The organism is Streptomyces sp. NPDC005811 (genome assembly GCF_040630405.1).
Taxonomy (GTDB): domain Bacteria; phylum Actinomycetota; class Actinomycetes; order Streptomycetales; family Streptomycetaceae; genus Streptomyces.
The window spans coordinates 63,059-84,884 of the sequence record NZ_JBEXXK010000006.1 but is presented as its reverse complement, the minus strand read 5'-3'; the positions used below and the strand labels follow the sequence as shown (position 1 = coordinate 84,884).

Below are 21,826 nucleotides of genomic sequence, written 5' to 3'. Positions count from 1 at the left end.
CTCTCGGTACGGCCCCACAGCCCCCGGCACGGGACGGGTGCCGCGGGCCAGGGCCGGGCGGACCCTGGCTCAGGCCCCCGGGGACGCCGCCACGGGTGCCCGACGGGGGGCGCCGTCGGCGACCGTGTCGGTGCCGTCCGCCGGGGTCGGGGAGGAGTCGGGCGGGGGGCTGGTGTCCGGGGTGGACTCCGTGGGCTGGGGGCTGGTCGAGCCGCCGCCGACGGGGTTGCCGGGGCCCGGGTCGGAGGGCGTGGCGCTGGATGCCGTACTGGCGCGGGGGCTGCCGCTCGCCGAGGGGCGGGCGCCCGTGGAGCCGGTCGGCGCCGCGGCGCTGCCGGAGGCGCTGGGTCCGCCGCTCGCGCCGCCCCGGGACGGGGCTCCGGCCGAGGCGGAGACGCCGGGGCTGCGGGGTGCCGCGAAACCGGGGGCGCCGGAGGCCGTGCCGGCGGAGGCGCTGGGCGCCCGGGTGGTCTCGACCTGGCCGGCCGGCGGATCGTCGTCCGGCCCCGGCACGGGCAGCCAGGGCGCGCCCGCGTTGCCGGACAGCAGGGTGGCGACGATGACGACGGCGTAGGCCCCGCAGGCGAGGCCCGCGAGGATGCCGATGCGGCGGAAGGTACGGCTGCGGCGGCCGGACTCGTCGACGAACACGGGTGCGTCGGAGGCCGATTGCCGGGCCGCCGCGGCGGCGTGCGGGGTGTCGAGCTGGACGGTCACCTCGTCGGGGTCGTTGCCCTCACCGGAGCGCCCGCTCGACCGTTCATTTTCGGAAAGGGTGTTCGAGGGTGAGCCTCGACGGCTTCGCCCCGCTTTATCCGATAAAGCCACTTCCGGCCACCCCGAGGGCTCCGGTTGGGCGTCTTCCGGCCATTTCTCCATGTGTGCACGTACCCCCAAAGAACCTGTTCAGGGTGCGCCCACGACCTTGAGCGCACGTCGACGAGACCGGGCCCCACCCGGAATCCGCGCCCCATTTACCCCACTGCGTTCAGGTCGACGAATCTAGCGCAGGTGTGGGACCCGTGTGCGCGATGTGTCATTTGTGTGCAGACGTCATGCCCATGTCCATGGCTGGAATCCATCCATCGACGGGCTGCCGGAGCCAGCCTTCCGCTCCGGCGATCTCGGCCGCGGACCGTCGAAGCGCATCGAGCCCGGGATGGACCAGCCCCTTTCGCCACACCAGTGACACGGGGGACAGCGGGACCGGGTCGATCAAGGGCCGCGAGACGGTCCCCGTCATGGCCTGAAAGCCCACCACGGCAAGTACGGGATTGCCCAGCTTTGTGGTGATACGCCGGAACTCCTCCTCCCCGATGGCCAGCGGCGCGGGCGGGGCGAGACGGATCCCGCGCCCCTCGAACAGCCGCTCCGCGAGATCGGTCCACTCGGGCGTCCGGGGGTTGCCGGCCCCGGCGTACACCGTCTCCCCGGCGAGCGCGGCCAGCGGCACCTCGGCCAGCCCCGCCAGCCGGTGCCCCTCGGGCAGCACCACCGCCATCGGCTCATAGCGCACGAGCAGGTGCTCCAACTGCCCCCGCAGCATGGGGTCCAGCCCGGCGTACCGCCCGAACGACGCGTCCAGCCGGCCCGCGACGATCTCGGCCGCCGCACCCGTCAGCCCGCTCTCGTACCGGGCCATCAGCTCCAGCTCGGGGGCGAGTTCCCGGGCCCGGTGCAGGACGCGCCGCCCGGTGGCCAGGTTCGGCGAGTTCAGGTCGACCAGCAGGGGGCGGGCCCGCCCGAACGCGGCGACGAGGTCGTCCTGCGCCTGGAGCACCCGGCGGGCGAACGGCACCAGCCGCTCCCCGTCCGCCGTCAGCGTCACCTGCCGGGTGGTCCGGACGAACAGCTCGGCCCCGAGCTCGCGCTCCAGCCGCCGTACGTCCCGGCTGAGCGCCTGCTGGGCGACGTACAGCCGGGCGGCGGCACGGGTGAAGTGCAGTTCCTCGGCGACGGCGAGGAAGGCGCGCAGCAGACGGGGGTCGACGTGGGAACGGCCGGGTGCGGACATCCGGCGAACTTACAACGGGAGTGCGTGAATCGGCACCGAACAGGTGTTGGACCCCCTGATCACCGGCGGGAGACGGTTTCCTCCATGCCGGACAGCCCTCAGCGTCTCTTCACCGTCACTTCCGACACCCTCGTGATCGCCGACCTCACCCCTCGCCGCGCCGCGGAACGCCACCCCCGCGAGCACGGCTCCTACCGCCGCCTCCTCGCCCTCCCCGGCGCCCGCGCCTTCACCGCCGGGAACCTCCTCGCCCGGCTGCCCATGGGCATGTTCAGCGTGAGCGCGGTGGTGATGATCGCCGGGACGCGCGGCTCGTACGCCCTCGCCGGCGCGGTCACCGCGACCGGCCTCGCGGCCACCGCGCTCCTCGCGCCCTGGATCGCCCGGCTGGTGGACCGGCACGGACAGGCCCGGGTGGCGGTCCCCGCGACCCTCTTCGCCGCGCTCGGCAGCCTGGCCCTGCTGCTCTGCGTCCACTACGGCGCCCCGGACTGGACCCTGTTCGCCGCGTACGCCGCGACCGCGACGACCCCCAACACCGGAGGGATGTCCCGCGCCCGCTGGAACCACCTCCTGAACGGCGACCCGGCCGCCCTGCACACCGCGAACGCCTTCGAACAGGCCGTCGACGAGCTGTGCTTCATGCTGGGCCCGGTGCTCGCCGCCTTCCTGTGCGGCACCTTCTTCCCGGAGGCGGGCACCCTGACCGGGGTGGTGCTGCTGGTCACGGGCATCCTGACGTTCGCCGCCCAGCGGGCGACGGAACCACCCCCGCACCCCCGCCCCGCACCCGGATCGCCTTTGCGCACCCCCGGCCTGCCACCGCTGCTGGGCGTCTGCCTCCTGCTCGGCGCGGTGTTCGGGGCGACGGAGGTGGCGACGATCGCGTTCGCCGACGAGCACGGCCACCGTACGGCGGCGGGGATCGTCCTCGCCCTCCAGGCGGCCGGCTCCTGCGCGGCCGGTCTCGCCTACGGGGCGATACGACCGTCCGGCCCCGCCGCCCGACGACACCCCTGGTGCGTCGCCACGATGGCCACCCTCCTCACCCTCCCCCTCCTCGCGGCAACCGTGCTCGACTCGCTCCCCCTACTGGCCGCGGCCCTGCTCGTCTCGGGTACGGCGACCGCCCCGACGATGGTCACCACCATGGCCCTGATCCAGGAACGCACCCCCGTGGCCCGCCTCAACGAGGGCATGACCCTCGCGGTGACGGGCCTGCTCGGCGGCATCGCCTGCGGCAGCGCGACAGCCGGCTGGCTCACGGACCACACGTCCCCGGCGACCGCGTACACGATCCCCCTCGGGGCGGCGACGACGGCCCTGCTCATCGCCCTCGCCGCAGGTCGGCGCGGGCGCCTCACTCGACGGACAGCATCGGAACCCAGTGCGCGGTGACCTCGTGCAGGCGCCGCCGATGATCGGCGATCCAGCCGTCCGGCGGGAGGAGCGGCACGTGCACGGTGACCATCGATCTCGACTCGTCCTCCACCACGACCTCCGGACAGTCGTGTTCGCCGCTGAGCCGGACCCAGATGGACGGCCCTCTGTCCCACTCCATCCAGGCGGCATCCTCACCGGCGTCCAGCCTGTGCAACGCGTCGCCCCAGCCTTTCAGCTTCGAGACCGAGAGCACCAAGGGGATTCGGCCCGCCACGAAAGGCGTGTCGACGACGATCTCGGCCTCGAGCCCCACCGCCCATCGGGGGTGCCGCCCCTGAACGGTGACAGTGACGCTGTTGCCCTCGTCGTCGGCGAGAACGATGAGGTCTCTGGGCACGGAGCCGGCCATGTGCGTCAGCGCCTTCGGGGGCGAAGGGGCTTGGCGCGTATGCCTGCCAGGAGGTAGGCGAGGGCGGTCGGTGTGGGGGTGAGGACGGTGTGGGGGGTGTCGGATTCGCGGAGGTGGAGGGTGGTGGGGGTGGCGGCGAGTTCGAGGCAGTTGTTGCCGTCGCCGCTGCCGGAGAAGGACGACTTCTGCCAGTTGTCGATAGTGGTCACAGTTCCTTCGCCAACCTGTGGATGAAGTCCCGCGATGGGTCGGGTTCGAGCGATACGGACTCCACCTTACGGAAAAGCGTTCGAAAGGCGCCGAGTTGTGCCTCGGAGTCGATGAAGCCCGCTCCTTGGGGGCCGTCACGCAGGGCCGTGTCCAGCTTCGGCACGACCCCACCCACGTACATCATCGCGTTCGTGGCGCCGGCGAACCTGTCCAGGTCGAAGGGGATGACCCGTACGGTGATGTGCCCCTCCGCCGCGAACTCGAGGATGCGGATGAGTTGAGCCCTCATGGCTGCGCGGTCGCAGGCTCGGATGCGCAGCGCGGCTTCGTGGATCACCGCTGTGTACGGAACGGGCGACGGCCCCCTGATGATCGCCTTGCGTGCCGTCCGATGCCGGACTCGCAACTCCAGGTCGGCATACGGCAGTTCGGGAACTCGGTACGAGAAGACGGCGCGAGCGTAGTCCTCGGTCTGGAACAGCCCCGGTACGTGCAGAAACTCGACGTCGAGCCGGTATGCGCCGTGGTGTTCCAACTCGGCGAGGTCCAGGAACGACGAGGGCAGCAGCCCTCGGTACTCCTCCCACCAGCCCCGAGTGCGATCGGTCGCCATGTCCACGAGTGCGCCGATCAACTCAGCGTCCGTGCAGGAGTAGTGGGCGGCCAGCTGTCGTACGCGCGCCTCACTGACTCCCGCCGTACCGAACTCGATCTGACTCATCTGCGCCGAGTCCGTGCCGAGCAACGCGGCAGCCTCGCGCCCCTTGAGTCCTGCCGCCTCGCGTAGTTTCCGCAGTTCAGCACCCAGGCGAGCCTGACGTGCAGTCACCTGCGTCCTGCGGGCCACGACGTCCTCCTTGAACTCGTTCGGGTAGCAGATTACGGCAGCGGCTTGCATGGTCCCAAAATATGGCCCTACCTTCAGTGATGAGACATTCACCCAGCGGAAGCGCACCGCTTCGTCCTGCCACGACGCCTGCGGCACTGCCACCGCACCCTGCCACTCAACCGCTCGGAGCTGACCCATGTCTGAGAACGACTCCTGGGAGTACTCCCTGTACATCCCCACCGACCCCAGATCGGTTACGGTTTCCCGCCGCACCCTCCGCCTGATCCTCACCCTCCACGGTCTCGCCCACCTCACCGAGACCGCCGAACTCCTGGCCTCCGAGCTGGTGTCCAACGCCGTACTCCACACCAAGGGTCCCGCCTGCCTCCGCATCCGCCACCGGGACGGCGTACTCCAGCTCGGCGCGTGGGACGCGGATCCCGAACCGCCGGAGCCCCCGGGTGACTTCACGGAATCGACCGACGCCGAGAGCGGGCGCGGGTTCGCCCTCGTACGGGCCTGCTCGGATCTGTGGGGATGGCAGCCGCTGTCCCGGCTGGGGCTGCGCGGCAAGCTGGTCTGGTGCGAACTTCCAGCGGCATAGCTCGTTGATCACGTCGGACAGAAAGGAGAGCCGATGGTCAGCTCGTCGCACGAGGCTCTGCACCGCATCTTCCAGAAAGACCCCGCGCTCCTCACCCGCGCCCTCCAGCAAGTGCTGCACGTCCCCTTCCCCGAGCCGCGTGACTTCGCCGGCATGAACGTCGACCTCACCGAGATCGAGCCCGTCGAGCGCCGCGTGGACACGCTGTTGCGGGCCGAGACCGATGACGGCGCCTATCTCCTCGTCGTCGAATCGCAGGGCAAGCCGGACGAGCGCAAACGCAGCAGCTGGCCCTACTACCTCAGCTACCTTCACGAGAAGTACCGCGGCGAGCCCGTCCTGATCGTCGTCACGCAGAGCAGGGCCACCGCCCGGTGGGCGGCCGAGCCCATCCACCTCGGCGTGCACGGCATGCCGTCGCTGACGGTCCGGCCGTTCGTGCTCGGCCCGGAGAACGTCCCGCTCATCGCGACCGAGCAGGAGGCCAGACAGGATCCATCCCTTGCGGTGCTCTCGGCCATGACACACGGCCGTGGGCGGCAGGCTCCGGCGATACTGGAATCGCTGGAAGCCGCCCTGCGGACCCTGGACCGCGAGACCGCCCTGGTGCTCGCGCAGTTCGTCGACTCGTGCCTGGGGGACGCCCAGGCCCGGCAGATGTGGAGGGACATGATGACGGCGATGCAGTACTTCTGGCGCCACCCGTGGGCCGAGGAAGGCCGGGAAGAAGGCCGAGAAGAGGGGCGGGAAGAAGGGCGGATCCAGGAGCGGGCGGAAATGGTCCTGAACATCCTGCGCTGGCGCGGCATCGACATCCCCGACGAGGTACGCGACCGCGTCGAGGCCTGCACCGACCTCGACCAGCTCACCACCTGGTCCCAGCGTGCCGTACACGCCACCACCGCCGACGACCTCTTCAACACCGCCCCCGCCGGCTAGAGCGACAGATGGACCCCGACCCGTACATATCCCAGAGCTTCACCAGGCATCCCAAGCGTTACGCCGTTGCCCTCCTCGTTCTCCCGCTGCTGCTCGTGTCCGGGTGCAAGGGCAGATATGCGGAGCAGTACGAGGAGGGCTACCGCTTCGGCCAAGGGGGACCTGCGAGGCATCTCGGGGATCCCACCTCTTTCGACAACACCGGTGCGGCAAGGGGCGAGTGCGTCGAGCACGCAGAGGCGCTGGATCTGGAAACATCCCAGAACTGGATGGCGGGCTGCGTCGACGGCGCGCTGGGCCGGCCGGCCGCCCCACCGACATCCCGTTAGCGGTCTACTTGCTCTTCCGGCGCTCGGGCGGATGAACCTTCCTGGCCCCGGGCGCGGGACGCGAGGCGGTCCGCGAGGGCGGTGACGAGGTCGCGCAGTTCGTCGGGGCGCTCGATGACGAATGGGCGGTCGAGCGAGGCGAGTACCCCAGGCAGCCAGTCGAGGCGCTCCACCCGCAGCTCGACGCGCAGCCAGCGCTCGGTGGCAGGGTCCCGGTCCGCCTCGGGCTCGTGTTCCTCCACACTCGCGACGCTCGCAGGAAAGTGGGCGCGGATCTGTTCGACCGTCCCCTGGATCCGCAAGGTCACCTCATGCCGGTACTCGGCCGTGGCGAACCCCGACAGCAAGCGCTCCGCAGGAGCGGGACCCTCGGGCGCTTCGAAGGAGCCGGGCAGGATTCGCGCGTCCGCGATGCGATCGAGCCGGAAGGTCCGGTCCTCGCCGCCGTGGGGGTCCTCGCCCGTGACGTACCACCGGCCCCCGTGGGCGACGATCCCGTACGCGTGCAGTGTGCGTTCGCTGCGCCGTCCGCCGCGGTCGGTGTAGCGGATCGAGACCGGTCGGCGGTGGCGTACCGCATCGGCGAGGGTGAGCAGGACCCCGGCGTCCGGGGTGTCCGACTCGGCGGGCCGATCCGTGAAGGCGAGGGAGTCCAGGAGGGCGTCGAGCCGACGGGCGATGTGCCGGGGCAGCACCCGCCGGATCTTCGCCGACGCCGTCTCGCTCGCCGTGAGCTGCGACGACGTCAGCCCCGCCCGGCGGCCGGCGACCAGGCCCAGCAGCACGGCCAGCGCCTCGTCGTCGCTGAGCATGAGCGGAGGCAGGCGGTACCCGGGGGCGAGCCGGTACCCGCCGTAGCGGCCGCGCACCGATTCCACGGGCACGTCCAGGTCGATCAGCTGGGCCACGTACCGCCGCACGGTGCGCCCTTCGACGCCGAGCCGGTCGGCGAGTTCGGCCACGGTCCGGGTGCCGCCCGACTGGAGCAGTTCCAGGAGTGTCAGCACGCGGCCGGTGGGGCGAGGCATGTGCACAACCTAGCGCGCATACAGGACCGATTCCGTCCCCTATTTCTCCTAGCCTGCGACACGCACGCCTCCAGCACAACCAAGGAGAACCACATGGACTTCGTCTCTATCCGCATCATCACCGGCGACGTCGCCCGCCTCGTCGCGTTCTACGAGCGGGCCACCGGGGCGCGGGCCACGTGGGCCACCGAGGACTTCGCCGAGCTCAGGACGCCGGGTGCCACCCTCGCGATCGCCGGCACCCGTACCGTCCCGCTGTTCGCCCCGGGTTCCGCACGCCCCGCGGACAACCACAGCGTGATCACCGAGTTCCTCGTCGACGACGTGGACCGTGTGCACCGGAACCTGACCGGGTTCGTCACCGACTTCGTCACCGAGCCCACCACCATGCCCTGGGGCAACCGGTCGCTGCTGTTCCGCGACCCCGACGGCAACCTCGTCAACTTCTTCACCCCCGTCACCCCTGCGGCCATCGAGAAGTTCGCACGCTGACCCGCGAACCGACTCACCCCCCGTCGGTCAATTCCCGCCCGCCCCATTGACGCGCGTCACAGCCGCCCCCTACCTTCCCCCGTCGAAGCGCTTCGACGTCACGCATCGAAACGGTTCGACGACCTCGTCGAACGCCGCGTGACGGCTGTTCCTGCCCGAGAGAACCATCCCGAACTCCCCCGGAGGCAGAGGATGTTGACGGCGAGAAGGCGTGCGGCGGCGAGTGCGGCGGCGGCCCTGGCGGGTGCCCTGCTGCTGGCCTCCTGCGGCGGCACGAACGACAGCGGCAGTTCCGATCCCCAGACCCTGCGACTGTGGCACTACGAGGGCCCGACCAGCGCGATGGGCGTCGCCTGGGCGGAGGCGATCAAGGAGTTCGAGGCCCAGCACCCGGGCGTGAAGGTGAAGTTCGAGGAGAAGAGCTTCGAGCAGATCCAGAAGACCGCCCCCATGGTCCTCAACTCCTCCGACGCACCCGATCTGATGGAGTACAACAAGGGCAACGCGACGGCCGGCCTGCTGTCGAAGCAGGGGCTGCTCACCGATCTGTCCGCCGAGGCGAAGAAGCGCGGCTGGGACAAGCTGCTGAGCCCGGGCGTGCGCACCACCAGCCAGTACGACGACAACGGTGTCATGGGCTCCGGCAAGTGGTTCGGCGTGCCGGACTACGCCGAGTACACGATGGTCTACTTCAACAAGGATCTGTTCGCGAAGTACGACCTACCCGAGCCGAAGACGTTCGACGACCTGGTCACCGCGATGGACACCTTCGTCGAGCACGGCGTCACCCCGCTCGCCGACTCCGGCGCCGAGTACCTCGCCCAGCAGTACCTCTACCAGCTCGCCCTGTCCAAGGCCGACCGCTCCTGGGTCGACTCCTACGAGCTGTACCGGGGGAAGACCGACTTCCATGACCCGGCGTGGACCTACGCGGCCGAGACCTTCGCGGACTGGGTGAAGAAGGGCTATCTCGGCAGGACGGCGAGCGGCGCCAAGGCCGAGGAGGCCGGGGTCTCCTTCATCCGGGGCAAGGCTCCGATCCTGTTCTCCGGCAGCTGGTGGTACGGCCGTTTCCAGGCGGAGGCGACGGCGTTCGACTGGGGCACCACCCTGTGGCCCGGCTCGGACCTCACCCTGGGCTCCGGCGGCAACCTCTGGGTCGTCCCCAAGAACGCCGGCAACAAGGAACTCGCCTACGACTTCATCGACATCACCCTGTCGAAGAAGATCCAGAACCTGCTCGGCAACAAGGGCGGGGTCCCGGTCGCGGCGGACCCGGCCGCGATCACCGACCCGAAGGCCAAGGAACTCATCGCCCAGTTCAACACCCTCTCCGACCGCGACGGGCTCGCCTTCTACCCCGACTGGCCGGTCCCCGGCTTCTACGACGTCCTGGTCTCCGAGACCCAGAAGCTGCTCACCGGCAGCACGAAACCGGACGCCTACCTGGACGCGTTGCAGAAGGCGTACGACAAGGGCGTGCCGCAGCGATGAGGGCGCGCGGCGCTCACGGTTCCTACGCCCTGTTCCTGCTCCCCGGTGCGCTGGCCTTCCTCGCCGTCGTGATCGTCCCGTTCCTGGTGAACACGGGCGTGAGCTTCACCGACTGGCAGGGCGTGGGCAGTCCGTCGTGGTCCGGGCTCGCCAACTACCGGGAGCTGCTGGACGACGCGGAGTTCTGGGCGAGTTTCCGGCACAGCCTCTTCATGGTCGTGGCGATGGCCGCGATCCCCACGGCCCTCGGGCTGGTGCTCGCGGCCGCCCTGTTCGACCACGTCGGCAAGCACTTCGGCTCCCGGATCACCGCCGTCCTGCGCGCCTGCTTCTACCTCCCGCAGGTGCTGCCGATCGCGGTCGCGGGGATCGTGTGGAGCTGGATCCTCGCCCCCGACGACGGCGCCCTCAACACGTTCCTGAACGCCGTCGGGCTGGGCGGCCGGCAGCGGGACTGGCTCGGCGACCCCGACTTCGCGCTGTACAGCGTGATGGGCGTGATGGTGTGGGTGCAGATCGGCTTTCCGCTGGTGATCTTCATGGCCGGTCTGCAACGCGTCGACCCCCAGCTCCACGAGGCGGCCGAGTTGGACGGCGCCGGCTGGTGGAACCGCTTCCGGCACGTGACGCTGCCGCAGCTCCGCCCGGAGATCTCCGTCGTGCTGACCTGGTGCACGATCGCCGCGCTGAAGGTGTTCGGCGCGGTGTACGTCCTGACGAAGGGCGGACCGGGCGGCGCGACGGACGTCCCGTCCTACTTCTCCTTCACCACCTTCTTCGAGAAGACCCAGGTCGGCTACGGCGCCGCGATCTCCACGGTCCTGACCGTGATCATCCTGGCCCTCGCCCTGATCGGCCTGGGACTGCAGACCCGCGCGGAGGACGCCGAGGAAGGGACACGCCCATGAGGGCCGTCCGCCGTTACCCGGTCCTGGTGGCCCTCTGCCTCGCCGCCCTCTTCATGATCGTCCCCTTCCTGATCGTCGTGGTGAACGCGGTCAAGTCCCCGGCGGAGTACGCGCGCAACGGCCCGCTGAGCCTGCCGGACGGCCTGTACCTGGACGGTCTGGAGGACTTCTGGGAGCGGGTCGACTACAGCCGGAAGCTGGTCAACTCGGTCCTCATCAGCGGCTCGGTGGCGGTGCTGGCGGTGGCCCTGTCGATCCTGAACGCGTACGCGATCGGCATCGGCAGGATCAGGGGCCGCACCTGGGTCCTGGCCTTCTTCGTCCTCGCCACCATGCTCCCGCAGGAGGCACTGGTCTACCCGGTCTACTACCTGAGCAAGCAGGTGGGCCTCTACGACACCCGGCTGAGCGTGATCATCGTCTTCACGGTGCTCCAGGCCGCCTTCGGCACCTATTTGCTCTCCTCCGTGCTGAGCCGGTTCCCCCGGGAGATCGTCGAGGCGGCCCGCATCGACGGGGCGAACAAGTGGCAGGTGCTGTGGCGGATCGTCGTCCCCGTCAGCCGTCCCACCCTCGGGGTCCTCCTCGTCCTCTTCTTCGTCTGGACCTGGAACGAGTTCCTCCTCCCGCTGGTCATGCTGATCTCCAACGACAACCAGACGGTGTCGGTGGCCCTCGGCGTCCTCCAGGGCCAGCGGCTGATGGACGCCACCATGACCAACGCCGCCGCCCTGCTCGGCGTCCTGCCCGCGCTCGTCTTCTTCCTCGTCTTCCAGCGCACGCTCACCCGCGGCATCGCGGTGGGCGCCGTGAAGTAAGGAGACCCCCCACCATGAAGTTCTCCGACGGTTACTGGCTGCTGCGCGAGGGCGTCACCGCCGCGTACCCGGCCGAGGTCCTCGACGTCACCGAGCCCGACGGCCCCGACACCGGCGCCGGCGCCGGCGCCCTGGAGATCCACGCGCCGACCCGGCCCATCCGCAGCCGCGGCGACCTGATGACGGGACCGGTCATGACGCTCACCGTCCGCACCCCGATGCCGGACGTCATCGGCCTGACCCTGCGCCACTTCACGGGCGAGCGGCCGCGCGAGCCGGTCTTCGAGCTCACCGGCTCCGCCGCCACCCCGCTGCTCTCCCACGACGACGACCACACGACCCTCACCTCCGGGGCGCTGTCGGTCCGGGTGGCCCGCTCCGGCCCCTGGCGGGTGGAGTTCCTCGCCCACGGCCGCCCCCTCACCGCCAGCGGCCCCAAGGGCATGGCCATCCTGCGGGACGCGGCCACCGGCGGCCACTACCTGCGCGAACAGCTCGACCTCGGGGTCGGCACCTCCGTCTACGGCCTCGGCGAACGCTTCGGCCCGCTCGTCCGGAACGGCCAGGTCGTCGACATCTGGAACGCCGACGGCGGCACGGCCACCGAACAGGCGTACAAGAACGTGCCGTTCTACCTCACCGACGCCGGCTACGGCGTCTTCGTCGACCACCCCGGCAGGGTGAGCTTCGAGGTCGGCTCGGAGGCCGTCTCCCGGGTGCAGTTCAGCGCGGAGACCCAGGAACTGACGTACTACGTCATCCACGGCCCGACCCCGAAGGACATCCTCCGCCGGTACACCGCCCTCACCGGCCGCCCCGCGCTCCCGCCCGCCTGGTCGTTCGGCCTGTGGCTGTCGACCTCCTTCACCACCTCCTACGACGAGGAGACGGTCACCTCCTTCATCGAGGGCATGCGGGAGCGCGAACTTCCCCTGTCCGTCTTCCACTTCGACTGCTTCTGGATGCGGGAGTTCCACTGGTGCGACTTCCGCTGGGACCCCCGGGTCTTCCCCGACCCGGAGGGCATGCTGACCCGGCTGAAGGCCAAGGGCCTGCACATCTGCGTGTGGATCAACCCGTACATCGCCCAGCGTTCCCCGCTGTTCGCCGAGGGCAGGGCGCTCGGCCATCTGCTGCGCCGCCCCGACGGCAGCGTCTGGCAGTGGGACATGTGGCAGCCCGGCATGGCGCTGGTCGACTTCACCAGCCCCGCCGCCCGCGAGTGGTACGCCTCCCACCTGGAGGCGCTGCTCGCACAGGGCGTCGACTGCTTCAAGACCGACTTCGGCGAACGGGTGCCGCTGGACGTGGAGTGGTCCGACGGCTCCGACCCGGAGCGGATGCACAACTACTACACCTACCTCTACAACCGCACCGTCTTCGACGTCCTGCGCAAGCACCGGGGCGAGGGCGAGGCGGTCGTCTTCGCCCGCTCGGCGACCGCCGGCAGCCAGAAGTTCCCCGTCCACTGGGGCGGCGACTGCGAGGCGACGTACGCCTCGATGGCCGAGTCGCTGCGCGGCGGGCTGTCGCTCGGCCTGTCCGGGTTCGGCTTCTGGAGCCATGACATCGGCGGCTTCGAAGGCACCCCGACGCCCGCGCTGTTCAAGCGCTGGCTGGCCTTCGGGCTGCTGTCCTCGCACAGCCGGCTGCACGGCAGCTCCTCGTACCGCGTCCCCTGGCTCTTCGACGAGGAGTCCGTGGACGTCCTGCGCCACTTCACCCGCCTCAAACTGCGGCTCATGCCCTACCTGTACGACGTCGCCCGCGTCGCCCACGAGGAAGGGCTGCCGGTGATGCGGGCGATGGTGCTGGAGTTCCCCGACGACCCCGGGTGCGCGCAGGTCGAGCGGCAGTACATGCTCGGCCCGGATCTGCTGGTCGCCCCCGTCTTCAGCGACGAGGGGGACGTCACCTACTACGTCCCCGAGGGCACCTGGACCGACTTCCTCACCGGGCGCACCGTGACCGGACCGCGCTGGGTGCGCGAACGGCACGGGTTCCGCAGTCTGCCGCTGCTGGTGCGGCCGGGCGCGGTGCTCCCGGTGGGCGCGCACGCCGACCGGCCCGACTATCCGCACGCCGACGGGGTGACGCTGCGGACGTACGGCCTGGAGCGGGGGGCGGAGGTGACGGTGCGGGTCGGCGACACGGTCTTCACCGTCGTACGCGAAGGGGACACCCTGCGGGCCTCCGCGGGCGACTCCCCCGCGCCCTGGGCGCTCGCGGCCGGCGACCGGGTGGCCCGGGCCGAGGCGGGCACCGGCTTCCTCACGCTGGAGCTGCGCTGATGGTGAAGATCACGGACGTGGCGCGGCGGGCCGGGGTCTCCGCCAGCACGGTGTCGTACGCGCTCAGCGGCAAACGCCCGATCTCGACGGAGACCCGGCAGCGCGTCGAGGCGGCCGCCCGCGAGCTGGGCTACCGCCCGCACGCGGGCGCCCGGGCCCTCGCCGGACGGCGCTCCAACGTCCTGGCCCTGGTCGCCCCGCTGCGGGCCGGCATCCATGTCCCGGTGGTCATGCAGTTCGTGGCGTCGGTGGTGACGGCGGCCCGGCGGCACGACCACGACGTCCTGCTCCTCACCCAGGAGGAGGGCGAGGACGGTCTGCGCCGGGTCGCGGACACCGCCCTGGTCGACGCGCTGATCCTGATGGACGTCCAGCTCCACGACCCCCGGCTGCCGCTGCTGCGCAGCCTGGACCGGCCGTCCGTGATGATCGGCTTCCCGCGCGACTCCGCCGGGCTGACCTGCGTCGACCTCGACTTCCGGAGCGCGGGCGAGCGGTGCGTGGAGCATCTTGCCCAGCTGGGGCACCGGGTGGTGGCGCTGGTCGGCTCGCCCCCGGAGGTCTACGTCCGGGGCACGGCCTTCGCCCAGCGTGTGGTCCAGGGCTTCACCGCGGCCGCCGACCGCGGCGGGCTCGCCTCGGCCGTCCACCCCTGCGAGGCGACCCCGGCGGCGGCCCGGCGGGTCGCGGAACGCCTCCTGCGCGACCAGCCGGCCCTCACGGGCGTGGTCGTCCACAACGAGGCGGTCCTCGAACCCCTGGTCACCGCCTTCGAGCAGCTCGGTCTCCGGGTCCCCGGAGACCTCTCGGTGACGGCGATCTGCCCCGACGAACTCGCCGACCGCCTCCACCTCACGTCCGTGGCCCTCCCGTCGGAGGAGCTGGGCGAACGCGCGGTGGACCTGCTGATGGAGAAACTGACGGGCGCCCCGGTCCCGGAGGCCACCCTCCTCCAGCCGACGCTGACGCGGCGGGCGAGTACGGCGGCGCGGACGACCGCGTGACCGTATGACCGCGTGACCCCCACGGAAAAGGGGCCCGCACTCGGGTGAGTGCGGGCCCCTCTTCCGTGCGGTCACGCGGTCAGGGCGTCTCCACCAGGAACCGGACGCGGTCCACGACGAACTCGCCGTAGTGGAGGGCCGTCCCGATGCTCTCCATCGCCCGGTACTGCTCCGGGGTCAGGGTCGCGCCGGGCGCGTGCTCGACGGCGTTCAGCAGCACGCGGAGCGCCAGATCCGGGGTGCAGTCGCGGGCGCACTCGACGAGCGCCTCCCGCACCTCGGCCGGGAGGAACCGCGCCCGCTCGATCTCGGCGACGACCGCGTCCCGCCGGGACAGGCCGTCCTCCGTGTCCGCACCGGTGAGGGGACGCACGTCGGCCCGCGCGGACAGCACGGCGTCGCACAGGCCGACGACCGTCCGGGTCCACTCGGCTCCCGTGATCCCCACGAATCCCGGCATGTACTGGGCTCCGGCGGTCCACAGCACCTCGAGTGTCTCCGAGGGCAGCCGGTCGGCGAGCGCGAGGGCGTCCCGGCGTACCGCGAGGACCTCCTCGTCGCTCTCCTCCGCCAGGTGTTTCGCCACGACGTCGGTGGCCGTCGGCCCGTCGTGGATCCAGTCCTGGTGGAAGAACCCCATCACCCATGGGACTCCGAATCCGAAATCGGTGAAGCGCGGCACCGTGTGTCTCTCCTTGCCTCGGGCTTACTTCGGGTAGCAGGTCTGCACGTAGTAGCCCCGGGGGTGCTTCGGGATCCCCGGACCCTTCGGTGCCCTGACCAGCTTGATGTAGTAGCCGTTGCCGGCGGCCGTGGGGGCCCGGCCCGCCGCGGTCCCGTTGGCGTAGTACACCGTGCCGAGGGAATCGCTCTTCGGTCCGAAGAAGCCCGACCAGTCCAGATCGACCTTCTTGCCCCGCAGCCAGTTGCTGATCATGCTCGCCTTGTCGGCCAGGGCGGCGTCGACGACCTTCTGGGCCGTGTCCTGGTCCACCCACACGCTGTTCGGGGTGTCCTTGCCGTACTTGGCCGTCTTCTGGGCGGCCAGGGCCTCGGCCGCCGCCCTGTTGGGCGTCACGTGCTCCGTGATCGTGTGCGCCAGGCCGGGGAACTTGGCGCCGTCGAACACGATGTCGTTGCAGTTGTGGACCAGCACCGGAGTGCTGCCCGCCACCGCGTAGAACGTGTGCAGGCCCGACACCGTCAGGTCGTAGACCGTCCGGGGTGCCCGGTCGTCCCGGTCCCTCACCGCCGCCACCGTACGGAGGGTGCCGTCGGAGGTGCGCACGCTGTCGCCTGCGCGCAGGTCGGACGCGAAGGTCCAGTCCCGGCCGGTGACGTAGAAGCGGTGGCCCGGCGTGCTCGTCAGACGCCCGCCGTCCGCCAGGGTGATGTCCAGCAGGTCCTCGGTCGGGTGCGAGAACGTGCGGGTGACCGGCTCGGCCTGGGTACGGCCGGTGAGCGGGTCCGTGGCCAGCAGGAGGTCGCCGAGCCGGACGTCACTGATCGCCTTGCGGCTGCCGTCGGCCAGGACCACCTCGGTGGCGCCGGGGAAGCTGTTGATCTTGCACGCCGTGCGCGCGTCCTCGTACGCCTTCACACTGCGCTCGATCTGGGCCAGTGTCTCCGGGTCCAGGTTGTCCAGCGTCTTCAGCGCCTTGAACGCGTCGGTGACCCCGATCCCGGTCTTCATGGCGGCGTCCAGGGCGCGCAGCCCCTCGGCGACCTTCGTGAAGGCCTTGCCCGGGATGAAGTTGGACGCGAACCAGGCGCAGCCCGCGGCGTCACCGTGGTAGCAGCGGACGGCGTCGCCGAGCACGACCTCGTAGAGGACCGCGCCGAGCGTGTCCCCGAAGAGGGCCTGCCAGCCCAGGCGCGTGATGTCACCTGCGGAGAAGTGGTGCGTCCACTCCTGCTTCTGGTTCTTGAGGACCACCGTCTTGAGGAAGAGCGTGTCCTCCGCCGGGCAGCCCGACTCGGTGGCCGGGACGTCCGGGTTGGTGCAGAGGTAGTAGCTGACCGTGAGGTCGAGGTGCAGTTCGTACGTCACCGTGCAGCCCTGGAGCGTGTAGTCGCACTTGTTGAGCTGCTTGGCCGGGGCCGCGTCGGTCATCTTCTCGATGACGTAGAAGACCCCGTTGGCACCGGTGCCGGCGCCCGCCTGGACCTGCCCGTTGGCCTCCTTGCGTTCGGCCGAGTCCGCCGCCTGCTGGGCCGACTCCGCGTACTTCTGGGCGTCCTTGGCGGCCTGCTCGGCCAGGGTGGCCTCGGCGTCGGCGCGGTCGGCCGCCGCGCGGGCGTCCTTGGCGGCCTGCTCGGCCTGGGAGGCGGCCGTGCGGGCGGCCTCCGCGTCCAGCGCGGCCTGGTCGGCCGAGGCACGCGCGTCGGTCGCATAGCCCTCGGCGCGTCCCGCGGCCTTGTCGGCCGCCGCTGCGTCGGCGCCGGCCTGCTGGTCGTACTCGATGGTGCGGGCCAGCGAGGACTGCGCGTCGGCGGCGTACTGGGCGGCCTCGGCCGCGTAACCCAGGGCCTCCTTCGCCGACTTGCGGGCCGTCGCGGCGAACCCGGCGGCCTCCGCGGCCAGCGTGTACGCCGCCTTCGCGTCGCCCGTCGCCGCCGCGGCGAGGCTCGCCGCCTGGTCGGCGTTCTTCTGCGCGTTGGCGGCATGCGCCTCCGCGACGGCCTTCTGCTGCTCGGCGATCGTCTTCGACGACTGGCCCGTCAGGACCACCAGCCCCGCGGTCGCGTCGGTGTCGACATACGGCGAACCGAGCTGGACGGCGTCGTTGGCCGGCACGGCGACCTGCTGCGCCGAGGCACCCGCGTCCGCCGCGGCCTGCGCGGTGGTGTACGCGTGACCGGCCGCGTCGGCCGCTCCGGCGACCGCCTTGACGGACTCCGCCTTCGCCGCGTCCGCCTGGGCCTTCGCGTCGGCCGCGTGCTGGTCCGCCTCGTCGGCCAGCTTCACAGCCGTACGGGCGGCGGAGGCGGCGGCCTCGGAGGCCTTGATGGCGTCGGCGGCGGCACTGGTCGCCGTACGGACGGCCGCGTCCGCCTTCAGCTTGGCGGCCTGGGCCGCGTCCGCGTCCGAGCGGGCCCGCTTGGCAGCGGCCTCCGCGCGGGTGGCGGCGGCGTCCGCGTCCGCGGCCGCCTGGGTCGCGGCGTTCGCCTCCGCACGGGCCGAGGTCGCCGCGGACTCCGCGTCGTCGGCCGCCGAGTCGGCGGCGTCGGCCGCGGCCCGCGAGTCCTTGGCGTCGGCGTCCGAGTCATGGGCCTCGGCGTAGGCGTCCTTCGCGTCGGCCTTGGCCCGGGCCGCGTTCGCCTTGGACTCCGCGTCCCAGGCGTCGTCGCGCTTGCCCTTGGCCCGGTCCCGGGCGGCCTCGGCGTCCTGCCGCTTGGCCCGCGCGGTGGACTCGGAGGTCTCCGCCCGGCCCTTGGCCTCGGTCGCGGTCGCCGCGTAGCCCTCGGCGTTCTTCTTGTGCTGGGCGGCCTCGGCCTGCTTGGCGGCGGCGGTCTCCTTCTCCGCCTTCGCCGTGGCCTCCTCGGCCTCCGCCGCGAGCCGCTTGGCGTGCGCGTCGGCCGCCGCGGCCTTCGCGTCCGCCTCGGCCTTCTGCGTCTCGGCCAGCTTCGCCTTCGCCAGGTCCCGGGCGGCCTTGGCGGCCTGCGCCTGGACGGCGGCAGCGTCGGCGGCGGCCTTCGCCTGGGCACGGGCCTCGTTCGCGGCGGCCGTACGGAACGCCGCCTTCGACTGCGCGGCCTGCGTCAGGGCGCGGGCCGCGATGGTCTCGCTGTCGCCGACGGCGGCCTTGGTCGCGGAGTACGCCGTGTCACCGGCCTTGGCCAGCGCCTCCAGGGCAGCCGCCGAGGCCTTGGTGACCTGGGCCTTCTGCTGGGCGACGAGCAGGCCCCGGCCGCGCGGGGCGCCCGCCTTGTCGGCGATGGCGTAGGCGGCCTGGGTCGCCGTGTCGGTGTCGGTGGCCGCCTTCTTCGCAGCGGCGGCCTGCGCCTTCAGCAGGTCGAGCTGCTTCTTCGCCGCGGCCTGGGCGTCGGTGACGCCCTTCTTCGCCTTGTCGAACTGCGCCTTGGCCGGGTAGTCGAGGTCGTCGGTGCCGTTGTGCCCGGAGGGGACGACGTCGAACTGCTGCGGGGCCTTGCCCGTGCAGTCCCACATCCGCCCGTCACGGCTGTTGGTGTAGTCGGCGAGGTCGAGGCAGTTGGCGGTACCCGGGTTGTAGAGGCGGGTGGTGCCGTGGGTGCCGTACTCCCACTGCTGCGAGGCACCCGTGCCACAGGTGGAGATCTGCACGGCGGTCCCGTTCGCGCTCGCGCCGCCCTTGACGGTCAGGCACTTGCCCGAGTTCGGGTTGACCAGCTGGTCGCCGGAGATCTGCCACTTCTGCCCGGCGCCGCCGTTGCAGGTGTAGAGCTGTACGGCCGTGCCGTTGTCCTTCTTGGCGCCCGCGACCTCCAGGCACTTGTCGGTGGCGCCGTGGGCGTGGATCACGAACGGGCTGTCGCCGATCCAGCCGGGGCCGCCGGCCGACCACCAGTCCTGCCAGCGGGCGAGATGGTCGGCGATCCAGGACTGGCCCAGCATCTCGCCGAGCGCGGAGGCGCCGTCGGCGAGGGCCTTGGTGGCGTCCCGGCTCGCGTTCAGGATCTGGTTGCGCTGGGTCGCCTGGGCGGCGATCTCCTGCTGCCACTCGGCGGAGGCGTCCGCGACCTCCTTGCCGAGGACCTTGTTCGGGTCGGCGGGGCTGTGCCAGTCGCACGAGGCGAACCGGGACTTCAGGTCCTCGACGGCGATGCGGTGCTCGACGCTGCCCGGCTCGGGCGCGGTGCGCGGGAAGCCGCCGGAGGAGAGGAAGATGCGGGCGTCGTCGGCCCACTGCTTGTGCATGAAGACGCGGTCTTCCCAGGCCCGCTGCTCGGCCAGGGCCCGGTTCCACTCGGCCTGCGGGAGGTGCGGGTCGGGGTCCTTGCCGTAGAGCGGGGTGCCGAGGTCGGTGACCGCCTTCGCGGTCGCGTCGTCGGCCTTCGGGGTCGGGTCCTCGTAGTAGTCGCCCTCGCTCTTCCACCACTGGGCGCCGAGCCACGGCGTGATGCCGACCTGCGCGAAGTAGTCCTTGCCGCGCCCGGCGAGGCCCGGCGGGTCGGCGAAGTCCGCGACGCTCTGGAAGCCGCCCGGGTAGGAGAGCCCGGACAGGGGCTTCTTCCACTCACCCAGCCGCCCGTACAGGTCGATCTTGTCGATGTCGTCGCGGTCCTTCTGGAACGCGGTGCTCAGCGGGGTGGTGTTCCAGTACTCCCGGTTCGCCGCCGTGTGCAGCGAGTCCGGTGGCTGGTTCAGTCCGTTCTGGGCGACGCCGTACATGGCCGGTCCGCCCATCCGCAGGACCTCGGTCATGAGGCACTGGTCCTGGCGGAGCTGTTCGGCCGCCTTCGCGTCGAAGCCGTCGTAGCTGTCGGCCACGGGCGCCATGTCGTCGGCGGCGTACCGGCCGAGCAGCGACGGCTGGACGGCGAGACCGCCCAGTACGGCGGCCGCGACGGTGGCCGTCAGCAGTGTGGTGAGTGGCCCGGACCGTGGTGATCCGGGCCTGATGAACCCTCGTACGGGGCGCAAGAGGCATCCCTTCATCGCATGGAGGCGACCGGGGGCACCCGTGGATCAGGGCATGCGTGAAGAGTCGGCTCGCGGCACGACGAAACGGTCTGTCTCTCCCCGTGGCGACGGACATCCCCCCGGTCGCCTGTGGTCGCGCACGATGACGGAGTGGTCGGCTCCGTCGGGCGCGGCGAACACCATAGGCAGAGGTGACGGGTTCAGGACAAGAGTTTTCTGAGAGAATTGTGAGAAACGTGATGCTGCTGTGGCGTCGTCGGCCTGTGCTCCCGGGCTGGCCCCGTGGGCCCGGGCAGCACGAAGGCCCCGCCGCGATGCGACAGGGCCTTCGTCCACATGGGATGAGTGGAGATGGCGGGAATCGAACCCGCGTCCAACGGTGCGGAACCAGGGCTTCTCCGTGTGCAGTTCGCTGCGCTTTTCTCGGCCCCGGCGATCACGCGAACAAGTCGCCGACGGGCCCAGTCACTGTTTGATTTCCCTCTTCACCCCGTGACCGGGATCAAGGTTTAGTCCCCTAGCTGATGCCAGGAACCGGGTCGGGAACGAGCCCGGGCTGACACTCCCATGAAGGAGCTAAACGATCACTACCTGATCAGGCAGCGAGAGCGTAGAGCTCGGGAGAATCGCTCTTGGAATTGGCGATTATTTTTTTCGGCCTGTGGTTTACGAGATCATGGCCGCTTTCTCGACACGCTTCACCTGCTTCGACAGCCGCTGTCGAAACCGATCATCCCCATGTTGTTTTTTCAAACCCCTCCGGAGAGGGCCCTCCGGAGAGGGAGCCGCACCCTCTGTGGGGTGCGATGCCATCGTACGTGACCAACGCACGCGGATGCCACTGTATTCCGGGGGGCTAGACGCCCCGCTGCCGCCGCTTCGCCGCCGCGATCGCCCGGTCCGTCTCCCGGCGGTCCTGCTGCTCGCGCAGGGTCTGCCGCTTGTCGTACTCCTTCTTGCCGCGCGCCAGCGCGATCTCCGCCTTCGCCCGGCCGTCCTTGAAGTACAGGGCGAGCGGCACGATGGTGTGCCCCGTCTCCTCGGACGTCACGGCCAGCTTGTCGATCTCCTCGCGGTGCAGCAGCAGCTTGCGCTTGCGGCGCGCGGAGTGGTTGGTCCAGCTGCCCTGGCTGTACTCGGGGATGTGGGCGTTGTACAGCCACGCCTCACCGCCGTCGATCTGGACGAAGCCGTCGGCCAGCGAGGTCCGCCCCTGGCGCAGCGACTTCACCTCGGTGCCGGTGAGGACGATCCCGGCCTCGTAGGTGTCGATGATCGCGTAGTCGTGGCGGGCCTTCTTGTTCTGGGCGACGATCTTGCGCTTGCCGCCCCTCTCGCCGTCCTTGGCCTTGGCGGCCGCCCCGCCCTGCTTGGGCTGGGACTCCTTCGGTACGTACATTCCCTTGCTCATAGTCCCGCCATTTTCGCACCTGGAGGGGGCCGGAGGG

19 protein-coding genes and 1 other RNA gene are annotated in these 21,826 nt (G+C 70.9%); 10 read left to right on the top strand and 10 right to left on the bottom strand.

Annotation, left to right across the window (positions count from 1 at the left end; translation table 11 throughout):
* Positions 1–69: 69 nt before the first annotated feature.
* Both ABZ490_RS08350 and ABZ490_RS08345 read right to left on the bottom strand, forming a co-directional pair.
* Complete coding sequence (locus ABZ490_RS08350) at positions 70–717, bottom strand: hypothetical protein (protein ID WP_358986173.1); 648 nt, start codon at positions 715–717, stop codon at positions 70–72.
* 319 nt (positions 718–1,036) lie between these two features.
* A complete protein-coding gene (locus ABZ490_RS08345) occupies positions 1,037–2,014 on the bottom strand; it encodes a LysR family transcriptional regulator (RefSeq protein ID WP_358986170.1) in 978 nt (325 codons plus the stop codon).
* Positions 2,015–2,098: 84 nt separating this feature from the next.
* Here ABZ490_RS08345 and ABZ490_RS08340 point away from each other — a divergent pair, with 84 nt between their 5' ends.
* Positions 2,099–3,412, top strand: coding sequence for an MFS transporter (locus ABZ490_RS08340; RefSeq protein WP_358986167.1), 1,314 nt, complete (start codon positions 2,099–2,101; stop codon positions 3,410–3,412).
* Here ABZ490_RS08340 and ABZ490_RS08335 read toward each other — a convergent pair.
* From ABZ490_RS08335 to ABZ490_RS08325, 3 genes are read right to left on the bottom strand one after another with little or no spacing between them, the layout of a single operon-like run.
* On the bottom strand, positions 3,375–3,806 hold the full coding sequence (locus tag ABZ490_RS08335; protein WP_358986164.1) for a DUF5959 family protein: 432 nt from the start codon (positions 3,804–3,806) through the stop codon (positions 3,375–3,377). The genes ABZ490_RS08340 and ABZ490_RS08335 overlap by 38 nt on opposite strands.
* Positions 3,807–3,811: 5 nt before the next feature.
* Positions 3,812–4,015, bottom strand: coding sequence for a DUF397 domain-containing protein (locus tag ABZ490_RS08330; RefSeq protein ID WP_358986161.1), 204 nt, complete (start codon positions 4,013–4,015; stop codon positions 3,812–3,814).
* Positions 4,012–4,863, bottom strand: coding sequence for a helix-turn-helix transcriptional regulator (locus tag ABZ490_RS08325; protein ID WP_358986763.1), 852 nt, complete (start codon positions 4,861–4,863; stop codon positions 4,012–4,014). Before ABZ490_RS08325 ends, ABZ490_RS08330 begins: the two co-directional genes overlap by 4 nt.
* 178 nt (positions 4,864–5,041) lie before the next feature.
* Between ABZ490_RS08325 and ABZ490_RS08320 the strand changes: the two genes are divergently transcribed.
* Genes ABZ490_RS08320 through ABZ490_RS08310 form a run of 3 tightly spaced genes read left to right on the top strand, consistent with a single transcriptional unit; the run spans position 5,042 to position 6,717 of the window.
* The gene (locus ABZ490_RS08320) at positions 5,042–5,449 is read left to right on the top strand and encodes an ATP-binding protein (RefSeq protein WP_358986158.1); all 408 of its coding nucleotides are present in this window, start codon (positions 5,042–5,044) and stop codon (positions 5,447–5,449) included.
* 33 nt (positions 5,450–5,482) lie between these two features.
* Positions 5,483–6,388 carry a hypothetical protein gene (locus ABZ490_RS08315; RefSeq protein ID WP_358986155.1) on the top strand — a complete coding sequence of 302 codons (906 nt, stop codon included), beginning with the start codon at positions 5,483–5,485 and terminating at the stop codon, positions 6,386–6,388.
* Between the two features lie 8 nt (positions 6,389–6,396).
* Positions 6,397–6,717 carry a hypothetical protein gene (locus ABZ490_RS08310; protein ID WP_358986152.1) on the top strand — a complete coding sequence of 107 codons (321 nt, stop codon included), beginning with the start codon at positions 6,397–6,399 and terminating at the stop codon, positions 6,715–6,717.
* Here ABZ490_RS08310 and ABZ490_RS08305 read toward each other — a convergent pair.
* Positions 6,714–7,745, bottom strand: coding sequence for a YafY family protein (locus ABZ490_RS08305; RefSeq protein ID WP_358986149.1), 1,032 nt, complete (start codon positions 7,743–7,745; stop codon positions 6,714–6,716). The two genes, ABZ490_RS08310 and ABZ490_RS08305, sit on opposite strands and share 4 nt — an antisense overlap.
* A gap of 93 nt (positions 7,746–7,838) precedes the next feature.
* On the opposite strand from ABZ490_RS08305, the gene ABZ490_RS08300 reads away from it, so the two are divergent.
* From ABZ490_RS08300 to ABZ490_RS08275, 6 genes are all read left to right on the top strand, one after another.
* Positions 7,839–8,237 carry a VOC family protein gene (locus ABZ490_RS08300; protein ID WP_358986146.1) on the top strand — a complete coding sequence of 133 codons (399 nt, stop codon included), beginning with the start codon at positions 7,839–7,841 and terminating at the stop codon, positions 8,235–8,237.
* A 192-nt stretch (positions 8,238–8,429) separates the two neighbouring features.
* Complete coding sequence (locus ABZ490_RS08295; RefSeq protein WP_358986143.1) at positions 8,430–9,731, top strand: extracellular solute-binding protein; 1,302 nt, start codon at positions 8,430–8,432, stop codon at positions 9,729–9,731.
* Positions 9,728–10,639, top strand: coding sequence for a sugar ABC transporter permease (locus ABZ490_RS08290; protein ID WP_358986140.1), 912 nt, complete (start codon positions 9,728–9,730; stop codon positions 10,637–10,639). Before ABZ490_RS08295 ends, ABZ490_RS08290 begins: the two co-directional genes overlap by 4 nt.
* Positions 10,636–11,457 (top strand): carbohydrate ABC transporter permease, encoded by an 822-nt coding sequence (locus ABZ490_RS08285; RefSeq protein ID WP_358986137.1) that lies wholly within the window; start codon positions 10,636–10,638, stop codon positions 11,455–11,457. Before ABZ490_RS08290 ends, ABZ490_RS08285 begins: the two co-directional genes overlap by 4 nt.
* Before the next feature lie 14 nt (positions 11,458–11,471).
* Positions 11,472–13,748 (top strand): alpha-xylosidase, encoded by a 2,277-nt coding sequence (yicI, locus tag ABZ490_RS08280; protein ID WP_358986134.1) that lies wholly within the window; start codon positions 11,472–11,474, stop codon positions 13,746–13,748.
* Positions 13,748–14,752, top strand: coding sequence for a LacI family DNA-binding transcriptional regulator (locus tag ABZ490_RS08275; protein WP_358986130.1), 1,005 nt, complete (start codon positions 13,748–13,750; stop codon positions 14,750–14,752). The genes yicI and ABZ490_RS08275 overlap by 1 nt, the downstream gene beginning before the upstream one ends.
* Positions 14,753–14,831: 79 nt before the next feature.
* On the opposite strand, the gene ABZ490_RS08270 is transcribed toward ABZ490_RS08275, so the two are convergent.
* The 4 genes from ABZ490_RS08270 to smpB all read right to left on the bottom strand — a co-directional run bounded on the left by ABZ490_RS08270 (position 14,832) and on the right by smpB (position 21,777).
* On the bottom strand, positions 14,832–15,434 hold the full coding sequence (locus tag ABZ490_RS08270) for a contact-dependent growth inhibition system immunity protein (protein WP_358986127.1): 603 nt from the start codon (positions 15,432–15,434) through the stop codon (positions 14,832–14,834).
* Positions 15,435–15,458: 24 nt separating this feature from the next.
* Positions 15,459–20,378, bottom strand: a complete 4,920-nt coding sequence (locus ABZ490_RS08265) for a ricin-type beta-trefoil lectin domain protein (protein WP_358986124.1) — start codon at positions 20,376–20,378, stop codon at positions 15,459–15,461.
* A 343-nt stretch (positions 20,379–20,721) separates the two neighbouring features.
* Positions 20,722–21,116, bottom strand: a transfer-messenger RNA (tmRNA) gene (gene ssrA, locus ABZ490_RS08260).
* Between the two features lie 118 nt (positions 21,117–21,234).
* The gene (smpB, locus tag ABZ490_RS08255; RefSeq protein ID WP_358986760.1) at positions 21,235–21,777 is read right to left on the bottom strand and encodes an SsrA-binding protein SmpB; all 543 of its coding nucleotides are present in this window, start codon (positions 21,775–21,777) and stop codon (positions 21,235–21,237) included.
* Between the last annotated feature and the right edge of the window lie 49 nt (positions 21,778–21,826).